Annotated in this window: 20 protein-coding genes; 9 read left to right on the top strand and 11 right to left on the bottom strand. The window is 66.8% G+C overall.

Annotated elements, in window-relative coordinates:
• Nucleotides 1–92: 92 nt before the first annotated feature.
• Nucleotides 93–1,085 carry a stage II sporulation protein M gene (locus FBY33_RS11405; protein WP_200831368.1) on the bottom strand — a complete coding sequence of 331 codons (993 nt, stop codon included), beginning with the start codon at nt 1,083–1,085 and terminating at the stop codon, nt 93–95.
• Between the two features lie 88 nt (nt 1,086–1,173).
• On the opposite strand from FBY33_RS11405, the gene FBY33_RS11400 reads away from it, so the two are divergent.
• Nucleotides 1,174–1,974: an RDD family protein gene (locus FBY33_RS11400; RefSeq protein ID WP_142030660.1), complete on the top strand. Its 801-nt coding sequence runs from the start codon at nt 1,174–1,176 to the stop codon at nt 1,972–1,974.
• Nucleotide 1,975: 1 nt separating this feature from the next.
• Here the strand turns inward: FBY33_RS11400 and FBY33_RS11395 are convergent, their stop codons facing one another.
• The 4 genes from FBY33_RS11395 to FBY33_RS11380 form a co-directional block, all read right to left on the bottom strand.
• Entirely contained in the window at nt 1,976–3,214 is a 1,239-nt protein-coding gene (locus FBY33_RS11395) for a L,D-transpeptidase (RefSeq protein ID WP_142030659.1), read from the bottom strand.
• A 64-nt stretch (nt 3,215–3,278) separates the two neighbouring features.
• A complete protein-coding gene (gene ahcY / locus FBY33_RS11390) occupies nt 3,279–4,745 on the bottom strand; it encodes an adenosylhomocysteinase (RefSeq protein WP_142030658.1) in 1,467 nt (488 codons plus the stop codon).
• 75 nt (nt 4,746–4,820) lie between these two features.
• Nucleotides 4,821–5,048 (bottom strand): Trm112 family protein, encoded by a 228-nt coding sequence (locus tag FBY33_RS11385; protein WP_056332930.1) that lies wholly within the window; start codon nt 5,046–5,048, stop codon nt 4,821–4,823.
• 79 nt (nt 5,049–5,127) lie between these two features.
• Nucleotides 5,128–5,514: a DUF3499 domain-containing protein gene (locus FBY33_RS11380; RefSeq protein WP_142030657.1), complete on the bottom strand. Its 387-nt coding sequence runs from the start codon at nt 5,512–5,514 to the stop codon at nt 5,128–5,130.
• Nucleotides 5,515–5,631: 117 nt separating this feature from the next.
• Between FBY33_RS11380 and FBY33_RS11375 the strand changes: the two genes are divergently transcribed.
• The gene (locus FBY33_RS11375; protein ID WP_056332317.1) at nt 5,632–6,144 is read left to right on the top strand and encodes a metallopeptidase family protein; all 513 of its coding nucleotides are present in this window, start codon (nt 5,632–5,634) and stop codon (nt 6,142–6,144) included.
• A 28-nt stretch (nt 6,145–6,172) separates the two neighbouring features.
• Here FBY33_RS11375 and FBY33_RS11370 read toward each other — a convergent pair whose 3' ends face one another.
• From FBY33_RS11370 to FBY33_RS11360, 3 genes are read right to left on the bottom strand one after another with little or no spacing between them, the layout of a single operon-like run.
• Nucleotides 6,173–7,921 (bottom strand): DUF5719 family protein, encoded by a 1,749-nt coding sequence (locus FBY33_RS11370; RefSeq protein ID WP_235010543.1) that lies wholly within the window; start codon nt 7,919–7,921, stop codon nt 6,173–6,175.
• The gene (locus tag FBY33_RS11365; protein WP_142030656.1) at nt 7,914–11,279 is read right to left on the bottom strand and encodes a glycosyltransferase family 2 protein; all 3,366 of its coding nucleotides are present in this window, start codon (nt 11,277–11,279) and stop codon (nt 7,914–7,916) included. The genes FBY33_RS11370 and FBY33_RS11365 overlap by 8 nt, the downstream gene beginning before the upstream one ends.
• Before the next feature lie 29 nt (nt 11,280–11,308).
• Nucleotides 11,309–11,842, bottom strand: coding sequence for a WhiB family transcriptional regulator (locus FBY33_RS11360; protein WP_142030655.1), 534 nt, complete (start codon nt 11,840–11,842; stop codon nt 11,309–11,311).
• A 388-nt stretch (nt 11,843–12,230) separates the two neighbouring features.
• On the opposite strand from FBY33_RS11360, the gene FBY33_RS11355 reads away from it, so the two are divergent.
• A complete protein-coding gene (locus FBY33_RS11355; protein WP_142030654.1) occupies nt 12,231–12,932 on the top strand; it encodes a TIGR03089 family protein in 702 nt (233 codons plus the stop codon).
• Nucleotides 12,933–12,944: 12 nt separating this feature from the next.
• Here FBY33_RS11355 and FBY33_RS11350 read toward each other — a convergent pair whose 3' ends face one another.
• Nucleotides 12,945–13,505 (bottom strand): GtrA family protein, encoded by a 561-nt coding sequence (locus FBY33_RS11350; protein WP_142030653.1) that lies wholly within the window; start codon nt 13,503–13,505, stop codon nt 12,945–12,947.
• A 175-nt stretch (nt 13,506–13,680) separates the two neighbouring features.
• On the opposite strand from FBY33_RS11350, the gene FBY33_RS11345 reads away from it, so the two are divergent.
• The 4 genes from FBY33_RS11345 to manA all read left to right on the top strand — a co-directional run bounded on the left by FBY33_RS11345 (nt 13,681) and on the right by manA (nt 18,462).
• Nucleotides 13,681–14,877, top strand: a complete 1,197-nt coding sequence (locus tag FBY33_RS11345; RefSeq protein WP_142030652.1) for a 5-(carboxyamino)imidazole ribonucleotide synthase — start codon at nt 13,681–13,683, stop codon at nt 14,875–14,877.
• Nucleotides 14,874–15,458 carry a 5-(carboxyamino)imidazole ribonucleotide mutase gene (gene purE, locus FBY33_RS11340; protein WP_142030651.1) on the top strand — a complete coding sequence of 195 codons (585 nt, stop codon included), beginning with the start codon at nt 14,874–14,876 and terminating at the stop codon, nt 15,456–15,458. The genes FBY33_RS11345 and purE overlap by 4 nt, the downstream gene beginning before the upstream one ends.
• A gap of 10 nt (nt 15,459–15,468) precedes the next feature.
• The gene (locus tag FBY33_RS11335) at nt 15,469–17,118 is read left to right on the top strand and encodes an LCP family protein (protein ID WP_142030650.1); all 1,650 of its coding nucleotides are present in this window, start codon (nt 15,469–15,471) and stop codon (nt 17,116–17,118) included.
• 99 nt (nt 17,119–17,217) lie between these two features.
• Complete coding sequence (manA, locus tag FBY33_RS11330; RefSeq protein WP_142030649.1) at nt 17,218–18,462, top strand: mannose-6-phosphate isomerase, class I; 1,245 nt, start codon at nt 17,218–17,220, stop codon at nt 18,460–18,462.
• Between the two features lie 74 nt (nt 18,463–18,536).
• Here manA and FBY33_RS11325 read toward each other — a convergent pair whose 3' ends face one another.
• Both FBY33_RS11325 and glpX read right to left on the bottom strand, forming a co-directional pair.
• Nucleotides 18,537–19,592, bottom strand: coding sequence for a lipid II:glycine glycyltransferase FemX (locus tag FBY33_RS11325; protein WP_142030648.1), 1,056 nt, complete (start codon nt 19,590–19,592; stop codon nt 18,537–18,539).
• 87 nt (nt 19,593–19,679) lie between these two features.
• Nucleotides 19,680–20,702: a class II fructose-bisphosphatase gene (gene glpX / locus FBY33_RS11320; protein WP_200831455.1), complete on the bottom strand. Its 1,023-nt coding sequence runs from the start codon at nt 20,700–20,702 to the stop codon at nt 19,680–19,682.
• 224 nt (nt 20,703–20,926) lie between these two features.
• Here glpX and FBY33_RS11315 point away from each other — a divergent pair, with 224 nt between their 5' ends.
• Together FBY33_RS11315 and FBY33_RS11310 are read left to right on the top strand one after the other, a co-directional pair.
• Nucleotides 20,927–21,607: a DUF4245 domain-containing protein gene (locus FBY33_RS11315; protein ID WP_235010647.1), complete on the top strand. Its 681-nt coding sequence runs from the start codon at nt 20,927–20,929 to the stop codon at nt 21,605–21,607.
• Nucleotides 21,608–21,616: 9 nt separating this feature from the next.
• Nucleotides 21,617–22,231 carry a carbonic anhydrase gene (locus tag FBY33_RS11310; protein ID WP_142030646.1) on the top strand — a complete coding sequence of 205 codons (615 nt, stop codon included), beginning with the start codon at nt 21,617–21,619 and terminating at the stop codon, nt 22,229–22,231.
• Nucleotides 22,232–22,245: the final 14 nt, after the last annotated feature.

Genomic DNA, 22,245 nt, shown 5'->3' with positions numbered 1-22,245 from the left:
TCCCAGTCAGCCGGTGCGATTCGTTCTGCAGACGAGCCTACCGTCCGGAAGTTCCGCGGGGCGAGGAACCACCCCGGCGGGATTACAACGATTCAGGCAGCGATTTCCGTGTAGCCGGCGTCTTCGCGGCGGAGGTCGCCACGCTCCCCGGCCAGGAAAGCCCGCCTGCCCAGCAGCAGGACATACGACCAGTACGAGGTGAGAACAGCCGCCCCGATGCTGATCCTGGCCCAAGCCGGCAGCGGACTCGGAGTGACGAACCCTTCCACCAGGCCCGAGACAAACAGCACCACCACCAGCCCCAGGGCCACCGTGATCAGCGACCTGCCCTCCTCCGCCACGGCCCTGCCCCGTGTCCGCGGCCCCGGCGATACCATCGCCCAGAAGATCCGAAGGCCTGCGGCGGAGGCAACGAAGACGGCGGTGAGCTCCATTAGCCCGTGCGGCAGGATGTAGCTGTAGAAGACGTCGGATTTGCCGGCGGACGCAAAAATGCCGGCTGCGATGCCTACTCCCTGTGCGTTGCTGAACAGGATCATCGGCACCCAGATCCCAGTGATCCCCAGGGCCACCGCCTGCGCACTGATCCACGCATTGTTGGTCCAAACGGCACCGGCAAATGATGCTGCCGGGTTCTCCGAGTAGTAGTTGATGAAGTCCTCGTCCACGTACTGGGCGGCAGCCGTCTCGGAAACCACGGCCCGGAGCGCTTCGGCGGACGTGCCGATCCAGGCGGCGTAGGCGGCAGCGATGAGCACGAAAGCGGTGCCGCATGCCAAGGTCAGCCAGGTCAGCCGGTACAGCGCGGCAGGCAGGGCCACCACGAAGAACCGTGCCAGGTCAGCCATGGCGTTTGAGCGGGCGCCGGTAAAGCGGGTCCGCGCCTGGGCCAGCGTGGCCGAGAGCGAAGCGGAGAGTCCGCTTTCCGGAGCCACCGAGCGGACCAGCGACAGGTGGCCGGACGTGGACTGGTACAGCGCCAGCAATTCATCGGCCTCGGCACCGGTGAGCCTGCCTTTGCCGGCAAGCTCCTGCAGGCGCGCCCACTTGTCCGCATTAACGGCGGCGAAGGCATCCATGTCCACGGCTACAGCCTAGCGCCCGGCACTAGACTTTGACGGTCCGCACCATGTGATCGTCCGAACCACCAGCTGCGAAGGGCAGGGACACCGTGTGAGCCCGATAATTACCGGCGAGGCAGTGGTCCTCGAACTCCGTCCGGCGAGCTTCGCCGCGCGGGCCTTGGGCCTTGCCATCGACGTCGTCATCCACGTGGTCCTGCTCGTACTGATCATGATTGGCCTGTCCGCCGCCGGCGCGGACCTCGATGAGGCAGCCGCGCGGGCTCTTGGCCTGGCCGCCGTCGTATTCTGCCTGGTGGTGGCGCCGGTGGGCGTCGAGACCCTGAGCCGTGGCCGGTCGCTGGGCAAGCTGGCTACAGGCCTGCGGGTGGTCCGTGAAGACGGCGGCGCCATCAGGTTCCGGCATGCACTGATCCGCGGACTCACCGGGTTCCTCGAGATCTACCTGACCCTCGGCGGGCTCGCCCTCGCCGTGGCGCTCTTCAACGACAAGTCCAGGCGGCTCGGCGACCTTCTGGCCGGCACCTACTCCGTCCGCGGCCGGGTTCCTGCAGACCAGGCCCTCCGGGTTTTTGTTCCGCCCCAGCTGCAGGCGTGGGCTGCCGCGGCGGACATCGGCCGCATCCCCGATGCCACGGCCCGCAGGGCCGCCCAGTTCATCCGCCAGGCGGTCCGGATGGCGCCGCTGTCCAGGGCAGGGATGGCTGAGGCCATCGCCGCGGAGCTTTTCGCATACGTGGCCCCGCCCCCGCCCCCGGGCACGGGCGCCGATGACTACCTGGCCGCCGTCGTTGCCGAACGGCGGAACAGGGAGTTCACCAGGCTGTCGCTGTTACGCCGGCGGAACACTGAAACCGGGCAGCGGCTGCAGCGGCTGCCCTTCACCGGCTGACTTAGTTGTCGTACTCGCTCCACGGGATGTTCCAGTCGCCGAACCCGTCCGTGTTCGCCGCGTAGTCACCCTCGGTGTTGATGATCTGGACCACGTCGCCGGTTCCCATGTTGTCGAATACCCATGCCGCTCCGTCAGGCAGGAAGCCAATGCAGCCGTGGGACACGTTGGCGTTCCCAATGAACGGGTAGGCCGACTCGAGGGCCTGGTGGATGTAGGCGCCGCTCAGGGTCAGGCGGATGGTGTATTCGACGTCCGCTTCACCGTAGTAGGCCGGATCATCAGGCTTCAAGCCGATGCTTGCGGCCCTGAAGTGGTCGTAACGGTTTTTCTCCATCAGCACCGCGTATCCCTTTGCTGACGGGAAGCGCTTGTCCCCCATACTGACGGGCAGGGTCTTGACGGGCTGGTCGTTGACGCTGAGCGTGAAGGTGTGTGCGGTGGCATCGGCGATGGCCACTTTCTTGTCTCCAATCGAGACATTCACCTTCTTGTTGAAGTTTGCGATCTGGCCGTTGCCCAGGTCGACGCCGAAGAGCTGCATGTCCATGGTGACCGTTGAGTTCGCAGTCCAGAAGTTCTCCGGGCGGTACCGGACCATGGTGTCGCTGTACCAGTGGAAGGCTCCGGCCTGTCCCCCCGTCGTGGTGATTTTGATGGCCTTTTCCACGGCGGCACGGTTGGTTACGGGTTCGCTGAAGATGATCTGCAGCGGCTGCCCCACGCCCACCTTCATGCCGTTCAGCGGGTAGATGGCGGCGTCTGCCTCGTGTGAGCTTGTCACGGTGTTGAAGGACTGCGTGGTGCTGGTCTCGCGTCCTGCGCCGTCCTTGACCACATAGGTGTAGCTGTATTCGGTGTTGAATTCCAGGGGCCCGGTGGCGGACCACGCCGTCCCGCTGGAATCGATGCTGCCGTCAATGGTCTTGCCCGCAGTGCTGGCCAGGGTGACGCGCTGGATTGTCCCGTTGCCCACTTTCAGCGACACCGGGGCCGCGGGGTTCACCTGCTTGGCGCCGTTGGCCGGCGCCGCGTCAAAAGTCACTGGCGGCACAACAGGGGAAGCAATGCCAGGGGATGTCCGCAGTGCGGAGCCTGCTTCGGATTCAAGCGGGCCGCCGGCAAGGCCCGGGGCGACGGCGGCGAAGACCCCGCCCACGGCAGCCAGGACACAGACGGCAGCCACAGCAAGGATTTTCTTGGCAGTCCCCCGGCGACGGGGCTTTACATCAGGCTCCATGTTTTCGATCCTACGTGCAAAAAATAACGGCCCGGGCGCTCGATTGCGCCCGGGCCCTTACGTCTCAGTAACGATAGTGCTCGGGCTTGTACGGACCGGCGACGTCGATGTCCAGGTACTCCGCCTGGTCCTTGGTCAGTTCCGTGAGTTCAACACCCAGGGCGTCCAGGTGCAGCCGGGCCACCTTTTCGTCCAGGACCTTGGGCAGCACATAGACCTTGTTCTCGTACTCGTGCTGGTCCCGCTTGGTCCACAACTCGATCTGCGCAATGGTCTGGTTCGCGAACGAGTTGCTCATGACAAAGGACGGGTGGCCCGTGGCGTTGCCAAGGTTGAGCAGCCGGCCCTCGGACAGGACAATGATGGAGCGCTCCTCGCTGGAGCCCTCATCGAAGACCCATTCGTGTACCTGCGGCTTGATTTCGACCTTCTTGACGCCGGGGATGCGGGCCAGGCCGGCGATGTCGATCTCATTGTCGAAGTGGCCGATGTTGCCCACGATGGCCTTGTTCTTCATGCCGGCCATGTGCTCGGCCAGGATGACGTCCTTGTTGCCGGTGGTGGTGATGAAGATGTCACCCTGGGCCAGGACCGATTCCAGCTTGGCCACCTGGTAGCCGTCCATGGCCGCCTGCAGCGCGCAGATGGGGTCGATCTCGGTCACGATGACGCGTGAGCCCTGGCCCCGCAGCGCTTCCGCCGCGCCCTTGCCAACGTCGCCATAACCGCAGACGACAGCGACTTTTCCGCCCATGAGCACATCGGTGGCCCGGTTGATGCCGTCGGGAAGGGAGTGGCGGATGCCGTACTTGTTGTCGAACTTGCTCTTGGTCACGGAGTCGTTGACGTTGATGGCGGGGAAGAGCAGCTTGCCCTGGTCCGCGAGCTGGTACAGCCGGTGGACACCGGTGGTGGTCTCCTCGCTGACGCCCCGGATCGTGGCCGCCGTCCGGGTCCACTTCTGCGGGTCCGCAGCAAGGGAACGTCGCAGCACCTCGAGGAAGATGCCGTATTCCTCGGAATCCTCGGGATCGGCGGAGGGCACGTTGCCAACAGCCTCGAACTCGACACCCTTATGGACCAGCATGGTGGCGTCGCCGCCGTCGTCCAGGATCATGTTGGGACCCAGCTCAGGGTTGGATTCGGCGCCCGGCCAGGTCAGGATCTGCTCGGCCGTCCACCAGTACTCCTCAAGGGTCTCGCCCTTCCAGGCGAACACCGGCACGCCCTGCGGATCGTCAACCGTGCCCTTGCCCACCACCACGGCCGCGGCGGCCTCATCCTGGGTGGAGAAGATATTGCAGGAGGCCCAGCGGACCTCGGCGCCCAGCGCGGTAAGGGTCTCGATCAGCACCGCGGTCTGCACCGTCATGTGCAGGGAACCGGCGATCCGGGCACCCTTGAGCGGCTGGGTGGGGCCGAACTCCTCGCGGAGGGACATCAGGCCGGGCATCTCGTGCTCGGCCAGGCGGATCTGGTGCCGGCCGGCTTCCGCCAGGGAGATGTCGGCAACTTTGTAGTCAAAAGTCATGGGTGGTCCTTTGCTTGGTCCGGGTCCTGGTCCAGTCCCCGTTCTGCTTTTTCTGTGCGGGCAGGTGCAGGTGAACTAGTGCCCTGCAGCAGCCGGATCGTGCTGGTCTGACCCTGCCGAGGCTGCTGCGGCGAGCAGTTCCGGAGGCAGCAGCAGCGGGATCCCGTCCTCGATGGCGTACCGGTTCCTGATCCCCGTATCACCGGCGGCAGTGGCCACCAGCTCTTCCCCCTCCTGGACCAGCGGCGAGCCGGTCACGGGGCAACGCAGGACGGACAACAGCTCGGGACTGATCTTTGGCATTTGTTCATGCTCCCTGGCGGGCGCGCTCGCGCCGGTAGCGGAAAAGATGTGCAGCTTCCAGCGTACCGCCAGATGCAGGTCAGGAAGGTTCCCGAAGGACCCGCAGGTGGCCCCGGCGCACACCCTCAGCGCCCGCAGGAGCTTCCAGGGCGGAATGGTGGCTCCGCTGGGCCGGTGGCTGGGCCTCGGGCGGGAGTGCAGCTGCATCGCGCACGGCGTTGGCGAGCGCCAGCAGGTCATCGGGGCCCGGCTGCTGGGGGGTTGATGGCATGGCCAGGCGCAGTACTTCCCAGCCGCGGGGAACCGTCAACGAGTCGGCATGCTGCTCGCAGAGGTCGTAGCAGTGCGGTTCGGCGTAGGTGGCCAGCGGACCAAGGACTGCCGTGGAGTCTGCATACACGTACGTCAGGGTGGCTACCGCCGACTGGCGGCAGGCTGACCTTGAACACTGACGGATAGCTCCCACGACATCACAGACTACCCCTTCACAGCGGAAAAACCCGGCATTGCCGCACAGGCCGACGCGCCCCCGCGCCGGAAGGGATGTATCGCGTAAATCCGCCACCGGGTTTACAGTCGATGTATGCAGTCATCGAACCATGAATCAGGTTTTTCGGTCCGGTTGGCTGACCCGGATGCCCGCGTGGCAACGGGTGTGGAGACCGCCGGCAGGAGCTTCTTCAGGCGGCGCCGGAACCGCCACGGGCGTGGCCTTCGGGGCGAGATAATGCTGCCCACCCATCCCGGGTACCGGACCCGCGCAGACCGGTTTGACGACATGGTGCTGGATTCGGCCCAGCGGCTGCACGACATTTGGGGCAAAACCCTCGACGGCGTGCGCTTCGGGGTTGACGAAATCCCGCCGGACCTTGAGCAGCTGGCCGCCAATGCCTCCACACCTCCCATGGGCTCCTACACGCCCGCTGCCGGCGAGGATGGACCCATGATCACCGTGTACCGGCGGGTGGTGGAGCAGGCCTGCTCCGGAGTCGAAGAGCTCCAGGACCTGGTTCACGACGTGGTGGTGGAACACACCGCGGAGATGCTCGGCGTGGCGCCGGAGACACTGGATCCCGTATACCGCCGCCGCTACTGATCCCGGCAGCCGGGACGCTTGCCAGCCCCTAGTAACCCAATGCCACCGGAACTGTTTCCCGGCCGGCCGCGGCAGCGAGGAAAGCCAGGGAGGAAACGTCGTTGCGGCCGTCCTGCCCCACGAGCACCGCTCCATAGGCGGCGTCACCGGACGCGGACACTACATAGCCCACGACCTCGGCCCCGTCGGCCTGCTCCGGAACGCTGATGGAGGCCGTTGTTCCCCCTGCGATGTCCGCAGCAGCGGCTGCCCGCACCTTTCCATCAGCCGTAATGGGTGCGTACGTGATGGTGGCCCGGGCATCAAGGGCGCCGAACACCAACTGGCGAACGCCGCCCTTGGGGACGGGGACCACGTGCTGGCTCCCCAGCCGGACGGCGGATGGCGCCCACGCGACATCCGAGGGCTGCCCCGATTGAAGCCCGCGGCTCATGCGTGCCGCCGCGACGAAGGACACGTCGGACGAGGCCGCCACGGTGTACTGGCCGGCAGGAACGCCGGCCAGGGATACCTCCGTGGTCGACCCCGCTTTTGCGGTGATGACGCCGCCGGATGGAAGCGCGTGCTGCCCGTCCCGCCCGTACAGCTTGATCTCCACCACGGCATCGGAAGCACCGGGGACGGTCAGTTCGAGGGCGGGCCCCGCGTCCCCGTACCCCGGCTGCCCCGTCAGCGCGGCGACCCCGGAGGGGTCCTGGATGTCCACGCCCGTCATCACCTGGCGGACTGCAGGGGCTGTCCCCGGGCTAATGAAATCCACGCCGCCAGGGGTGAGGCCGCGCAGGACGCTTTGCTGGATGGATGCGGCAACCGGACCACCCGCGCTTCGCACATGCACGGTGAGCTGGGACTCGTTGGCCGCCAGGCCGGCGAGGACGACGCTGCGGGTGGTGCCGGGCGCAACCAGGAGGCCGCGACTGCCCGGAGCCTGGATCTGGCCGCCTGCCCCGAACAGCTCCAGGCTCACGGTGGCGGGTGTGCTGGAGGCATTGGTCAGGGCGAGCACGGAGGTGCGGCCAACAGTGGTGCCGGCACCTGCCAGCCACTGGTCGTTCGAGGGCTGGCCGCAGGTCGCCGCCGCACTGCCCTGCAGATCACCGTCGCTGGCGGTGTATTTCATGGCCCCTGCAGCTGAAGCATTCTGGTTTGCCAGGGCATCGGCCCTGAGGACGTTGACCTGGTCCACTGCGCGGTCGGCAACAACTCCGGCCACGAGTTCCTGGGGGGCGCCGGCAGTGGGCGCCGGACCGGGGTCCTTGGCGATTTCGACGGCGGCTGTTCCGTCCAGCCGTGCCAGCCGGCTCCCGGGCAGCACACCACCCGCGCTGAGCACCGCGGCACTGACCCTGGTTGCCGCGGTGGCGGACTCGGGCCGGAATTGCGCGTCTGTACCGGCGTCGGTACCTTCCAGCAGGCGCGCGGGGCCTGGGCAGACGCCGACGCTGGCACCTGCCGGGACCGCGGCTTCCACCGCTTGCATAATGCGGCTGCTTTCAGGAGGCGGCACCAATGACCCGGCGCCCACCACGGCCCCTCCCCCGGCGAGGATCAGGACTCCTGCCGCCACCCCGGCCACGGATGCTGCGCGGCCCTTGCCGCCGGGAAGCCGGGTAGCGCCGCGGCCCGATGACTTCCTGCCTGCACCGGCCGTGGCTCCTTCCGGAGCCGGTTTTGCGGCCGGAGCCGTCTTGTCGCCTGCAAACGGCGGTTTGTTTACACCCGGCGTTTCGGCATCTGCCGGTGGCGTCGCCGCAGCCGGTGGGGTGTGGTCATGCATGTTGGTGTTCCTTACGCAGGGAGCCCTCGTCACGGGAGAGACCGGTCCGCGGCCGCCGGGCCGGCATGGGAATGGCAAGGATCACCGTTAGTCCTATCACCGTGATCTGTGCGGCGGCCGTCCAGAACGACCAGGGGTTTTCATAACGGACGGTCAGTTGGCCGCCAGCTGCAGGAAGGGTGAACGCCTGGGACCAGCCGGAGGTGGTGGAGGTCAGCTTCCGCCCGTCGAGCCAGGCAGTCCAGCCCGGGTCAGCACGCTCGGCAAGTACCACCAAACGGCCCTCGGCACCTGCCGGGACAGCAGCGTCGACCTCATCGGTGCCGGAGGCCACCAGGGCGGTGGCCGCCCCGCGGGGATCGACAATGCGGACACGGTGGGCAACGTCGGCAGCCTGCAGAACGGCCTGGTTGAGCGGGCTGATCCGCCACAGCCAGCCAACATCGGTCTGTCCCACGGCCACCAGGCCGGGAACGGCATCCATCCGGCTGGCGGTCAGCTGGGCTGCGGTGTCCGCGGAGCGGAGCACCACGAATCCGACACCGAGTTGTTCGAGGTCGGAACGCGGATCCACGCCCTGCCCGGCAACGAGGGTAGCCACGACGCGGCGGACCGCAGTGGTGACGTCGTCGTCCTCACGCACCTCTTCCTCGCCCGGACCGCCAATGATGTTCCGTGCGGAGGCGATGGCCGAGAGGCTGTCCAGGGTGGTGCCGCTCCCGCGCATCAGGGATGCGTTGAAGGTGCCGTCATCGCCGGTACTGAGCAGGAGGGTCCGCGTCTGCTCGGGACCCTCGCCCCGGTCAATGGCAGTAGCAGGCAGGGACCGCCCGGGCGCGGCCTCAACCAGCCGCTGAGCGCCCAGGGCTCCCCCGCTCCGGGAAGCGGCTGGACCGGGAGCGCCTCCCGGCGTTGAGATCGCAGGTGCGGCGGCGACGCCCGGACGCAGCAGGTTCTGGGCCGACCAGGCCGCCATTCCGGCCAGCGGTCCTGCCAGCAGCAGCACCAGGCCCAAGGCGATGCCGGCGCGGGCGGCGGTCCTGGTCTTTGCCGCACCGCCGGAAGCCCGGTCTGCCACGGACAGCAGCTGCTCGAATCCGAGGAGGGCTGCTGCAAGGAGGGCGAAGGACGCGGCGGACACGGCCGGCCCGGTGAAAGGAGTCACCAGGACCCCTGAATTCAGGCCGGTGGCAACGTGGCTGGCCAGCCATCCGCCGGCCAGTACAATAACCGCTGCAGTCCAGAACCACCTGGCAGTCCCGGCCCGGCGCCCCGGGCTGAGGAGGCCCACCAGGGCAAGGACCAGCACCGGCCCGGCGATGAGCAGCGCCAGCAGCAGGGCCCAGGGCGCTGTTCCGCCAGGGAAGGCGGCCAGCCCCTGGAGGCCCGCGGCTGGGTCGAACGACAGGGGCTGGCCCAGGATCTGCTGCCACAGCGGGGCAGCATCGAACCCCAATGGGAGTCCGGGATCTGCCAGCAGTGCCCTCGGCCGGTCAAGCGTGGACAGCGCGAAGGGGACAAACAAGGCCGCACTGGGCAACAGGGCCCACCACACAGTCCGCCCGCGCCGTCCCAGGAGGAGGCCGCAGAGACCGATGACAACAGTGGCCGGGACGAGCAGGGAGGGAGCTGACGCCGTAGTGACCGCCAGGGCCAGCCCGGCAGCTGCGGCGGCCGTCCAGGAAGGCACGCCGTTGATGCCCGCCTTGGCCGGAGGCAGTTCAGGCGGCCGGCCCTCGAGTGCCGGGGCAGGGTTGAACCGGCCATGGCCTACCGCCGACCCCGTAGCGCGCAGCAGGCCCAGGACCACCAGCGGCATCATGATGTGCGCGACCAAGGCACCGGCGCGGCCCTGGTTCAGGGCTATCTGGAGTGCCGGCGCGGCAGCCCAAAAGACCGCCGCCACGAACCTGAGCCGGCGGCGCACGGTGACCCCGCCCGCCGCGAACCACGCGGTGAGTCCGGACAGCGGGGCCCCAAGCAGGAGCAGCCATGCCATGGCGGGGTTGGCGTCACCACCGCCGAAGACGCCAAGGATCCACAGCACATAGTCAAAGGGATCGCCGTGGCCGGGAAGGCCCGCACCGAGGCTGACCCACCAGCTGGAGGCGTTGTGCCAGATGTCCCCAAGGTGGGAGGAGGCGGGAATTAGGGCGCCGCCGGCTACGGCCCCCGCGCGGAAGAGTCCTGCCAGGGCCAGCAGCGAGGCGGCGGCCGCAATGATGACGGCTGCAAGGGCGCCGTTACCCACCCAGCCGCGTTTAGTGGTGGCGAGGGCAGCAAAATCGTCCGCTGCATCGCCGGTTGGCTGGTGCGCGAGCGGATCCTGAACGAGGTGGTCACTGCCTGACCCGTCGGATCCCAGCGCCTCCATTAATGACCTGCGGTGGCTCCAGACCTCGCGGCGGGGTGTTTGGAGCTTCCGGATGACGGACCGGCGGATCCGCCGGGTCCGCTTGGCTGTCCGCCGGGCCCTCGCCACGGCCCCCGGGCGGCTCAGGGCAGCGCAGGTGGCCACCAGCTGGGAGATACCGTGGCCCGGATCCTTGACCACAACGCTCAGGACCAGCTTGAAGAGGCTGCCCAGCAGTGCACCGATGCCGTGGACGGGCACCATCCAGAGCGGGCTGTGCTTCAGGCGCAGGTGGACCTGCGCCTTCCGGGCCGCGGACGGGTTCCCAAGGGCGTGCGGCCGGTGCGCCACATGGAAAACGCGGGCTGCGGGGACCACCACGACGCGGTGGCCGGCAAGGCGGTTCCGCCAGCAAAAATCGACGTCGTCGCCGCTGCCGGGCAGAGCGGGGTCGAAGCCGCCCAGGTGTTCCCAGATGTCCCGCCGGACAAGCATGCCGGCGGAATTTACGGCGAAGGTATCGGTGCGGCCATCGTACTGGCCCTGGTCCATCTCATCGGCGTCGATCAGGGTAAGCCGTTCGGCCCACCGGCTGGTGGAAAGGCCCACATCCATCAGTTTCCGCGGCGAATGCCAGTCCAGCTGTTTACAGCCAGCGACGGTCACCGAAGGCGCCCGCTCCACCGCGCCCAGAAGCTCAGCCAATGCCTCCGGCGCCGGCGCCGCGTCATCGTGCAGAAGCCAGATCCACTCGGTCCCGGAACCATCAGCGGTTGCGTGGAAGGGCGCCAGTGCGCACAGGCCGGCAGAAACGGCGGCGCCCATGCCGCCCTTTCCACGGGGGTGGCTGACAACGGCACCCTCACCCAGGGCTCCCTGAAGGAGGCTGTACGAGTCATCGCGGGACCCGGCATCAACGCCAATGGCACGATCCACGGGCCTGGTTTGGGCCGCCAGGGCCGAAAGGGTTCTGGGCAGATAGGCACTGCCGTTGTGGGCGACCACAACGGCAGTGACATGGACATTCTGAAGAATTAGATTGCTCGCTTCCTTAGCCGCCGGCGCTCGCGCTCGGAAAGGCCTCCCCAAATGCCGAACCGTTCGTCATTGGCCAGCGCGTACTCCAGGCACTGTGACCTGACATTGCAGGCACCGCAGACCTTCTTGGCATCGCGGGTGGAACCGCCCTTTTCCGGGAAGAAGGCTTCCGGATCAGTCTGGGCGCACAGCGCGTCCGTCTGCCAGCCAAGTTCGCCCTCATCGTCGAAGTCCTGCTGGAGCGGCAGGCCGATCCATACCGGCTGGGCGGTACCGGGCGCAGCCAGTTCCATTGGCGGATCAAGATCGTCTTCCGGCTCCGCACCGCCGTCAAGGAGGGCTTCGTGCGCGGCAAGGAAGGCCGTGGCCTGGTCCTCGAGGATACTGCTGGAATTCCTGTTGTACCGCTCTGCAGCATCAGGATCGGCGGGATCGACGTACCAATCGCTCGGCACCCCCCGCGCACGGTATTTTGCCGTTGCCTGACCGGCTACGACGGCATCTTCCTGGATACGCTCTGCTTGCCCCACGGCGACCCTCCTGATGTTTCAGCCACTGCCTGGATACGTGGGCACTCGGTTGTGTGCCGGTATTTGCGCAATTGCTTTAGTTACCTAATTACACGTGTGTAACTAGGGCGAGTCAAGCCGTTGCCGGGATAATAGACAGTCGGAGCCGGTAAGTTTGTGCACGCCACGCCCGGGATTTCCTTCGGTCCGGGCGTGGCGGCCATGGCAGGACGACCTCCAGCTGCAAAAAAGCCCTGAATTCTCTGGAACGGCGGGGAAAATACCCGGTCCAAGCGTAAATAGCAAGTACGCTTAGCAACGCTAGTGATTAATGTCACTCCTGCCCGGCGCGGCCTGATGTGCCATCGGCACCCATGACCGGAAACTCGCGAAGTGGCAGGATGAACCCATGACGACTATCCCCGCCATCGACCTGATGGGCAGCCTCCGCTCCGGCAACTCCACCTCACCCCGCCTGACCTGGTACGGGCCGGACTCAGAGCGGGTGGAACTGTCCGGACGGGTCCTGGACAACTGGGTGGCAAAGACCAGCAACCTGCTGCAGGACGAGCTGGACGCGGAACCGGGCATGCGCCTGCGGCTTGCGCTTCCGGCCCACTGGAAAGCCCTGGTCTGGGCACTGGCGGGCTGGCAGCTGGGACTGGAGACCGTGCTCGACGACGGCCCGGCCGACTTCCTGGCCACGGACAATCCCAGCGGTGCCGGGATTCAGCACGACGCCGTCATTGCAGTTGCGCTGCCAGCCCTCGCTATGCGCTGGACCGGGGAGCTTCCCGCCGGCTGCCTCGACTATGCCGCCGAGGTACGGTCCCACGGGGATGTGTTCATGCCGCACTCCGATCCCGACCCGTCAGCCTGCGCGGTACGGACGCACGATGGGCGCACCATCCTGCACAGCCAGCTGGCCAGCGGTTTCGCCCTGCCCCATTCGGAAGGCGCCAGGGTGCATGTTCCCGCCGACCATGGACTGGAATCCGCGTTGGCCAACGCATTGGGAGCCTGGCAGCAGGACGGCTCAGTGGTGCTGACCCACGCTGACGTGGCGCTTACCGAGAAACTGCTCGCGGACGAACGCATCCACGGCAGCTAGCAGCGGCCCACCCTACGACTGGGGGCCGCCGTCGGCGGAAGTGGGAGCCGGATGCTCGGCGGCACGTGCGTGCTCCCTGTGCGGGTGGGCTTCGATGAGTTCGTGGTCGTGGGAGAACTCCGGCTCCTGGTCCAGTTCCTCGTTGAACACCAGGAAGCGGTACGCGAAGAAGCGGACCACCGTGGCAACCAGGATGCCCGCCACGCCCGCCAGGAACAGCATGTTCTTGTCGTCGATGCCCATCCCGTACTTGGCCAGGGCGGTGAAGCCGGTGGAGATACCGATGCCAATCCCGTTGATGATGACGAACATGACAAACTCGCGGAGCACGTTGGCCTGGCGGCGGTGGCGGAAAGTCCAGAAACGGTTGGCCACCCACGAGAAAACTGTGGCGACGGTGGCCCCCACGAAGCGGGCCTTCGCCTCGCTGTCCGACATGGCACCGTGCATCAGGTAATAGGTCAGCCCGTTGTCAATGACGAAGGCCACACCGCCTACCGCACCGAACTTGGCCACCTCGCGCCAAAAGAGTGAGGCGAGCCCCCGGATACGATCTGCAAGTGCGCTAAACATGACCCTCCATGGCCGTGACGAACTGTGGGCCACTCGGCCAAATGACCATTTTAGCCCCAAAAGCTTGGAGCCGGTGCTGCCGGACGGCCCGGCCTATGTCCCACCAACGTAAAATCTCCTTCCCCCGCCGGTCCGAAAAAGCGGGATCCGGCGGCTCTTCGGTAGGCTGGCAGATGTGACTTTTCCAGTGATAGGCGTGGTTGGCGGCGGCCAGCTCGCGCGAATGATGGCCCCTGCCGCTACAGCACTCGGCTTTGAACTCCGCGTCCTCGCCGAGGATGACGACGTTTCCGCGGTGTCGGCCGTACCCGCAACGCCCGTGGGCGATTACAGGGATCTGCAGACGCTCCTGGACTTTTCCAAGGGTTTGGATGTGATGACGTTCGACCACGAGCACGTGCCGACCGACCACCTCCGTGCCCTGCAGGAGGCCGGCGTCAACGTCCAGCCCGGGCCGGACGCCCTGGTCCATGCCCAGGACAAGCTGGTCATGCGTGCCGCCATCGACCGCCTGGAACTGCCCAACCCCGCCTGGGCGTCCGTCGCGGACGTCGCCGCGCTGGTCCGTTTCGGCGACGAAACCGGCTGGCCCGTCGTACTGAAGACACCGCGGGGCGGATATGACGGCAAGGGAGTGAGGATCGTGGCATCGGCAGAGGAGGCCGCGGAAGCCGAAGACTGGTTTGCCGCCATGAGCCCCCTGCTCGCTGAGGCCAAAGTCGAGTTCACCCGCGAACTCTCGGCACTCGTGGCACGCACGCCCGACGGCGAGGCGCGGGCCTGGCCGGTCGTCCACACCATTCAGGTGGACGGTGTCTGCGACGAGGTGATCGCGCCCGCAATGGACATTCCGCTGGAGGTTGCAGCCGCCGCCGAGGACGCCGCCCTGCGCATCGCCGCCGAACTGGACGTCACCGGCGTCCTTGCCGTGGAACTGTTCGAAACCCCGGGCAGCGGCGCCGGGTTCCTGATCAACGAACTGGCCATGCGGCCCCACAACACCGGCCACTGGACCCAGGACGGTTCGATTACCAGTCAGTTCGAACAACACCTTCGTGCCGTCCTGAACCTGCCTTTGGGTGCCACCGATGCGCTGGCACCCGTAACCGTGATGAAGAATTTCCTGGGCGGAGACAACCAGGACCTCTACTCCGCCTACCCGATGGCACTTGCCGCCGAACCGGCCGCCAAAGTCCACTGCTACGGCAAATCCGTGCGCCCCGGACGTAAGATCGGCCACGTCAACCTGGTGGGAACCTCCACGGCGGAAGTCGAGTCGGTGCGCCGCCGGGCCACGGCCGTTGCAGGCATCATCCGTGACGGACGGGTTGGCAGCGAAGAACCTTCCGCAATATTCGAGGAGAATGCATGAGCGCCGAAGCAACCACCGCCGCCGGTTCCGGTGCCAGTCCCCTGGTCGGCCTGGTCATGGGCTCCGACTCGGACTGGCCGGTCATGGAGGCTGCGGCAGACGCCCTGGCTGAGTTCGGCATCCCCTTTGAAGCGGACGTCGTCTCAGCCCACCGGATGCCCACCGAAATGATCCGGTACGGCCAGACCGCCCACGAACGCGGCCTGCGGGTAATCATCGCCGGCGCCGGCGGTGCCGCCCACCTGCCAGGCATGCTCGCCAGCGTCACGCCGCTGCCAGTGATCGGCGTTCCCGTTCCCCTGAAGACCCTTGACGGGATGGATTCCCTGCTGTCCATCGTCCAGATGCCGGCCGGAGTGCCGGTAGCCACCGTGTCCATCGCAGGCGCCCGGAACGCCGGGCTCCTGGCCGTAAGGATGTTGGCCTCCGGCACGGACGAGCTGGCCTCTTCGCTGCGTGCGGACCTCCTGGACTTCGCCGCCGACCTCAACGCGGTGGCTTCCCGCAAGGGCGCAAGCCTGCGGCAAAAAGTCAGCGAAGTCTTCCCCGGCGGTTCCAGCGCCCTTCGGGGCAGCCGTTAGGGCGGCGGGCATGGCCAGCAGCAGCAGCGTACTCAATACCGGCTCCGGGGCCGCCATGACAGATCCGGTGCGCTATCCGGTCAGTGCGTCCTCCGAGGTCCGCACCAAGCGTGCGTTCGTACTGGTCCTGCTGACGCTCCTGGTACCGGGCAGCGCGCAGCTCGTCGCGGGTGACCGGAAGCTGGGGCGCACTGCCCTGCGCGTCACCCTGTGCGTATGGGCGCTCCTGGTGCTGACAGTGGCCATGCTGCTGCTCAACCGGAGCCTGGTCATCAGCATCGTCACCAACCCTGTTACGTCACTGGTGCTCGTGGTCCTGCTGGCAGCGCTGGCGCTCGGCTGGGCCTTCCTCTTCCTGAATACCCTCCGGCTCATCCGTCCTGTCCTGCTGGCACCGAAGGCGCGCCCCGCCGTCGGCATCGCCCTGGTCCTCGCGTTGATGGTGGGCAGCGGCTCCATGGGCTACGCAGCCTACCTGCTGAACGTGGGCCGGAACGCCATCGGCAACATCTTCTCCTCCGGCCCGGCCATGAAGCCGGTGGACGGACGCTACAACTTCCTCATGATGGGCGGCGACGCCGGCGATGACCGTACCGGACGCCGCCCGGACAGCCTCTCCATCCTGAGCGTTGATGCCGAGACCGGCCAGACCGCGATCATTTCCGTTCCCAGGAACTTCCAGAACGCACAGTTCAGCGAAGGTTCACCCATGCGTGCCATCTACCCCGACGGCTACAACTGCGGCGATGAATGCCTGATCAATGCCATCAACACCGAGGTCACTAACGAGCACACCGACCTGTACCCCGGCGTGGCAGACCCCGGCGCCCAAGCGACCATGGAGGCGGTCTCCGGCACGCTGGGCATGCAGATCCAGGCCTATGTCCTGGTTGACATGGAGGGCTTCTCGACGCTCATCGACGCCATGGGCGGCATCCGGATCAAGGCCGGCGGCTGGGTTCCCATGAGCGGCTATTTCGACGAGGCCACCAAGACCCACGGCATGCCCCTGGGCTGGATCCCCGCCGGAGACCAGACGCTCAACGGCGCCCAGGCACTCTGGTATGGGCGGTCCCGCGAGTATGTGGACGACTATTCCCGCATCCAGCGCCAGCAGTGCGTGCAGCAGGCAATGCTGAAGCAGCTGGATCCAGCCACCTTGCTGTCCAAGTTCGAGGACATCGCCGGCGCCGGAACCAAGGTGGTGGAGTCCAACATCTCCTCCGCGCAGCTGGGCAGTTTCCTGGACCTCGCCATCAAGGCGAGGGGCAAGGACGTCAAGCGGCTCACCATCGGACCGCCGGACTTCGATCCGTCATTCTCCACCAACCCTGACTTCGACCAGATCCATGAGCGGGTGGACCAGCTGCTGGCGTCGGCATCCGCCAAGGGGGCGCAGTCGGCCGGAATTCCCGACGACGGGATGGCAGTTCCGCAGGCAGGTGCCGGGCATCTCCAGGCGGCCGGGCCTGTCCCCGCCACCCTGCCAACCGGCGGCAATGCCGTCCAGCAGCCCTCGCCGTCGGACTTCACGCCCGTCACCACGACTCCCGACGGCGAGCCGATCACCGAGGAAATGCTGACCCAGCTCAAGCTCGAGGGAGACGAAGAGGCCATCCGCCAGCTCGTGGCCACCAACGGACAGTGCGCCCCGCTGTAGCGGCCACCCCAAAGGGGCCCGCTTCCAGGGTCCACCATCAGTGCCCACCATCGGTACCCGCCCATAAGGGTGCCACCTGCATAAGGAACGGAACACGGTTTGTACGAGATTGAGAACGTCCTCCGGGACTACGCCTGGGGTTCGACGACCGCCATCGCCTCGCTGCTGGGCCGTCCGGAATCGGGACGCCCGGAGGCAGAACTATGGATCGGGGCGCACCCGGACTCTCCGTCCGTGGCGCACCTGCCCGAGGACGGGTCCCGGAGTCCGCTGGACGCCCTGATCTCCTCCGACCCGGAGCATTTCCTCGGCGCGGAATCCGTCGACGCCTTTGGCCCCCGCCTGCCGTTCCTGGCCAAGATCCTTGCGGCCGCGCAGCCGCTCTCCCTCCAGGTCCACCCGAGCCTGGAGCAGGCGCGGGAGGGCTTCGCACGGGAAAACGAAGCGGGAATCGATCCCCATGCCCCGAACCGTAACTACAAGGATGACAACCACAAGCCGGAGATGATCTTCGCCCTCACGCCGTTCGAGGCGCTGTGCGGATTCCGCCCGGCAGCGGAAACCCGAAAGATCCTGCAGCATGTTGCGGCGGCCTTCCCTGACGCCGGGCAGACCCCGCAGCTGCTTCAAGCGCTTCTCGAAGACCTCGATGCACCGGATGAGGGCGCGGGGCTCCGGCGGGCCTTTGAACGGCTGATCATGGGCGGCCAGGGCGTGGCAGACGAAACTGCCCTGGTGGTGGCGGCCCTGGTGTCCGGTTCTCCGCTTGAGCCGTACCAGGCAGAGCTGGGCACCGTTATCAGCCTCAACGAGAAGTACCCCGGCGATCCGGGCGTCCTGATCTCGCTGCTGCTGAACCGCATATCCCTCACGCCGGGCGAGGCGGTGTATCTGCCTGCCGGGAACGTGCACGCGTACCTGCACGGGCTGGGCGTGGAGGTCATGGCCTCCTCCGACAACGTCCTGCGCGGCGGCTTGACGCCCAAGCACGTGGATGTGCCCGAACTCCTGCACACCATTGACTTCCGTCCGGTGGCCGTGCCCATGCTGGCTGCCGAAAACACGGTGATGGACCAGGAGCTCTTCCGCCCGCCCTTCCGGGAGTTCCAGCTGCAGCGCATCGAGCTGGGGCCGGGCGCCGGCCCCGTTCCGCTGGCGCAGGCCGGCCCGGCCGTGGTCATCGTGGTGGCGGGTGAGGTTTACCTCGACTCCCCCAAGGGAGACCTGGAGCTGTCGCGGGGCGGCAGCGCATTCATCGCCGCCGCGGAAGCCCCCGTCAACGTCCACCGGGCAGCAGGCAGTGACGGGACGGCGCTGGCCTTCGCCGTGACCACCGGCCTTTAGCGGCCCGGCCGCAACGCCAAAGGGCGACGGCGGCACCCACCGGGGTGCGGCCGTCGCCCTTTGTTTTGGTGCAGTCAGCTGCCGGGGCGCAGCTTCCGGACCAGCGGCAGAACCCGCCCGGCCGCGGTCTTCAGCAGCTGCCGCCCCCGCTGGAGCCCCTTCCGGGCCAGCGGCATGGCGGTGGAGTAGGCGGGGTAGAACGGCGACAGCGGCTTGTCCCAGGTGCCCAGCAGCATGTTTTCGTGTTTGCCGAACTGCTTTTTGAAGTCGGAAATGCCGTCGTTGAGCAGGCCGTTGAAGTCGTACCGGCTGCAGCCGTCCTCGCGCATTGACTGCAGGGCTGCCCACTTCACGCCGTAGTTCACGCGCTGCTTCTGGCCTTCGGCGGAAACTCCGCCGTAGAGTTCGAACGCGGTGGAGCCGCTGCGGGACAGCCAGGTGAAGGCAAGCATCTGCTCGCCGTCGAACGCGGCAATGATCGGCGAGGCGTCGCCGAGGTTCTTGAAGATGTCGCGGTAGTACTGGTCCTCGTGGATGCCGAAGCCGGCCCGCGCTGCCGTGTCGTGGTAGATGGCCAGCACCTGCTCCAGCTCGGAGTCGTTCTTGACCTTGCGGAATTCCACGTCGCTGCGCATGGCCTTGCGGATGTTCGCCCGCGTGGACTTGGACATCTCCGCCATCAGCTCGTCGTCGGACCGGGTGAGGTCCAGGATGAGCGTGCGCGGGATAAGGACAGTGTTGGCCGACTCGCGGAAGCCTGCGCCGGCGACGGCGCCGGCGAAGGCGGAGTCCTTGTCCCAGTCGGGCTCGATGCTGAGGGCCACTCCCCTGTGGCGGAGGGCAGCGTGCTCGGCCAGCCGGTTGAGGACCACCTGCGCGTTCTCCACTGAGCACATGGGACCGCGCGGAATGTAAACCAGCGCCCGGAAGGGGACGGGAAGCCTGCGGACCAGCAGCTGGGCGGCGCCGATGGTTTCTTCCCCGGCCTTGACCAGGACCCGGTCCACCGACCAGCCGTGCATCCCCTTGGTCTCGCCCCAGCCCCACAGCTGTTGCGGATGCCCCTGGAACTGGTCGACATTTTCGTCCCAAAGGGCGCGGTCAGTACAGGGCACAACAGCAGGAATCATGGCTTAAACCCTATACCAAGGCATTAACGGCAAAACCCCGGCACGCACGCGGCGTCCCGGGGCCTTACATCCTGCAGAGGCCGTGGATCAGCTCTTGCGGGCGTAGCCTTCCCACTTGTCGGCGCGGTGCTCGCCGTCGACGAAACGGATGGTGCCGGACTTGGAGCGCATGACGATGGACTGGGTGAGGACCTTGTCCTTGGAGTAGCGGACACCCTTGAGCAGGTCGCCGTCCGTGATGCCGGTGGCGGCGAAGTAGCAGTTGTCGCTGGAGACCAGATCGTTGGTGGAAAGCACGCGGTCGAGGTCATGGCCGGCGTCGATGGCCTTCTGCTTTTCTTCATCGCTGGTGGGCCAGAGACGGCCCTGGATCACGCCGCCCAGGGATTTGATGGCACAGGCGGCCACGATTCCCTCGGGGGTGCCGCCGATACCCATCAGCGCATCCACCCCGGTGCCGGAGCGGGCAGCGGCGATGGCGCCGGCAACGTCGCCGTCCAGGATGATCTTGGTGCGCGCGCCGGCCTCGCGGATCTCCTCGATGAGCGGCTTGTGGCGGTCGCGGTCCAGCACCATGACGTTGAGCTGGTTGACCTTGACACCCTTGGCCTTGGCGATGAGGTGCAGGTTCTGCTTGACCGGCAGGCGCAGGTCAACCATGTCGGCGGCCTCAGGGCCAGTGACGAGCTTCTCCATGTAGAACACAGCGGAGGGATCGAACATGGAGCCACGCTCGGCAACAGCCAGGACAGCGAGGGCGTTGTTGATGCCCAGGGCGGTCAGGCGGGTACCGTCGATGGGGTCAACGGCCACGTCGCATTCGGGGCCGGTGCCGTCGCCAACGCGCTCACCGTTGAACAACATGGGCGCTTCGTCCTTTTCGCCCTCGCCGATCACCACCACACCGTTGAAGTGGACGGTCTGCAGGAAGGAACGCATGGCGTCCACCGCTGCGCCGTCGGCGGTGTTCTTGTCGCCAAAACCCACCCAGTGGCCGCCCGCGATGGCCGCGGCCTCGGTGACGCGGACAAGCTCAAGGGCGAGGTTGCGGTCCGGCTCGTCGTGGCCCACCGCAAGGGACGGTGAAATCGTGGAGTACTTCTGGGTCATGGACGCTGGTGACACGTGAACCTCTTCTTCGAGTGGCGATCATTGAACCCGCCCGCCGGTGCAGCAGGACGGTGATTCCTCTGCTATCGATCATAGTCGCGGCACCACTCTGCGGGCGGCCCATGACGCAACCACGCAATGTGCGCTGCGGTTCCGCGGTACCCCAGGCCAGGGCCGAATGGAAGTCCGGCTCCGGGATGGGCGACTATAGAGGGGTGAATGACATGCAGGAAGCCACCAGTCCCACCTCCGGCCAGGAACAGCCCGAGGCACGTTCCGGCCCTGCCGGCAGCAGTACGGGCGCCCCGGTTAAGCCCGTCATTCCGGCGGCAGCGGCGAAGCGGGCGAACGCCTCGGTGATCGGCATGATCATTGCCCTGGTGCTCAGCATTGCGGCGTTCCTGCCCGTTGTCCTCATGAATCCCCAGCCCAAGGGCGATGGCTACCGGCCGGACATCGACGTTGCATCGGTGGCACGGAACGCGGCGGATGTGGCAGGATTCACACCCGTTGCCCCTGATACCGGCAATGCCTTCCGCGCCAACTACGCCCGGTGGGAAGCAGGCACCGGCAGCGGCGTACCCACCTGGGAGGTCGGCTACCTGACCCCCAAAACATCCTTCATCGGTTTGGTGCAGACCCGGAACCCCAACCCCACCTGGCTCCTGCAGCAGACCAGGAACGCCCCCGTCACCGGCTCGCGGAACGCGGGCGGCCAGGAATGGGAACTGCGCGACAGCGGCAAGGGTGAGAAATCGGTGGTGCTGAACTACCGGGGCAGCACCGTCATCCTCTCCGGGGCGGCGCAACTGGACGAATTCGCAACGCTCGCCGCCGCCGTCGTCACCTCCCTTGAGGGCAGCCCCGCCGTCACAGTTTCACCCTCGGCGGCCCCCACGCCGTAAGGTGGGGCCGTGACGACTAACCTGACCCCTGCACTGGCCTGGCGCCGCCTGCGCGAAGGCAATGAACGTTTCGTAAACGGCGAGTCCTCCCATCCGAACCAGAATGCGTCGCGGCGATCATCGCTCGTGGAGACGCAGAATCCCTTCGCGGTGATCTTCGGCTGCTCTGATTCCCGGCTCGCGGCGGAAATCATTTTCGACGTCGGCCTGGGCGACGTTTTCGTGGTCCGTACCGCCGGACAGGTCATCGACGACGCCGTCCTGGGGTCCCTCGAGTACAGCGTCGGCGTGCTGAACGTGCCGCTGATTGTCATCCTTGGGCACGACAGCTGCGGCGCCGTCACCGCCACCAAGGACGCCGTGGAGACCGGCGAGATGCCGGCCGGCTTCATCCGCGACCTCGTGGAGCGCATCACGCCCTCCGTGCTGACGTCCCTGCGCAATGACCAGCCCGAGGTCAACGACATGGTGGTGGAGCACGTCAAGCAGACGGCGCAGCGCCTTGCGGACAGCTCGCGTGTGATTTCCGACGCAATCGAAGGCGGCCGCACCGCCGTCGTCGGCCTTTCCTATCGGCTGGCTGAGGGCCGCGCCGACCTTGTTTCCGGAATCGGCGAGCTTTAGGACCCCTATGCCGG

The sequence above is a fragment of the Arthrobacter sp. SLBN-112 genome (assembly GCF_006715225.1).
Taxonomy (GTDB): domain Bacteria; phylum Actinomycetota; class Actinomycetes; order Actinomycetales; family Micrococcaceae; genus Arthrobacter.
This window is presented reverse-complemented; position numbering and strand designations above follow the sequence as displayed.

Bases quoted from the DNA above. Each gene is read 5' to 3' on its own strand.
- FBY33_RS11395 (WP_142030659.1), bottom strand. From the start codon at position 3,214: ATGGAGCCTGATGTAAAGCCCCGTCGCCGGGGGACTGCCAAGAAAATC.
- ahcY (WP_142030658.1), bottom strand. From the start codon at position 4,745: ATGACTTTTGACTACAAAGTTGCCGACATCTCCCTGGCGGAAGCCGGC.
- FBY33_RS11385 (WP_056332930.1), bottom strand. From the start codon at position 5,048: ATGCCAAAGATCAGTCCCGAGCTGTTGTCCGTCCTGCGTTGCCCCGTG.
- FBY33_RS11375 (WP_056332317.1), top strand. From the start codon at position 5,632: ATGCAGTCATCGAACCATGAATCAGGTTTTTCGGTCCGGTTGGCTGAC.
- FBY33_RS11370 (WP_235010543.1), bottom strand. From the start codon at position 7,921: ATGCATGACCACACCCCACCGGCTGCGGCGACGCCACCGGCAGATGCC.
- FBY33_RS11355 (WP_142030654.1), top strand. From the start codon at position 12,231: ATGACGACTATCCCCGCCATCGACCTGATGGGCAGCCTCCGCTCCGGC.
- FBY33_RS11350 (WP_142030653.1), bottom strand. From the start codon at position 13,505: ATGTTTAGCGCACTTGCAGATCGTATCCGGGGGCTCGCCTCACTCTTT.
- purE (WP_142030651.1), top strand. From the start codon at position 14,874: ATGAGCGCCGAAGCAACCACCGCCGCCGGTTCCGGTGCCAGTCCCCTG.
- FBY33_RS11335 (WP_142030650.1), top strand. From the start codon at position 15,469: ATGGCCAGCAGCAGCAGCGTACTCAATACCGGCTCCGGGGCCGCCATG.
- FBY33_RS11325 (WP_142030648.1), bottom strand. From the start codon at position 19,592: ATGATTCCTGCTGTTGTGCCCTGTACTGACCGCGCCCTTTGGGACGAA.
- glpX (WP_200831455.1), bottom strand. From the start codon at position 20,702: ATGACCCAGAAGTACTCCACGATTTCACCGTCCCTTGCGGTGGGCCAC.
- FBY33_RS11315 (WP_235010647.1), top strand. From the start codon at position 20,927: ATGCAGGAAGCCACCAGTCCCACCTCCGGCCAGGAACAGCCCGAGGCA.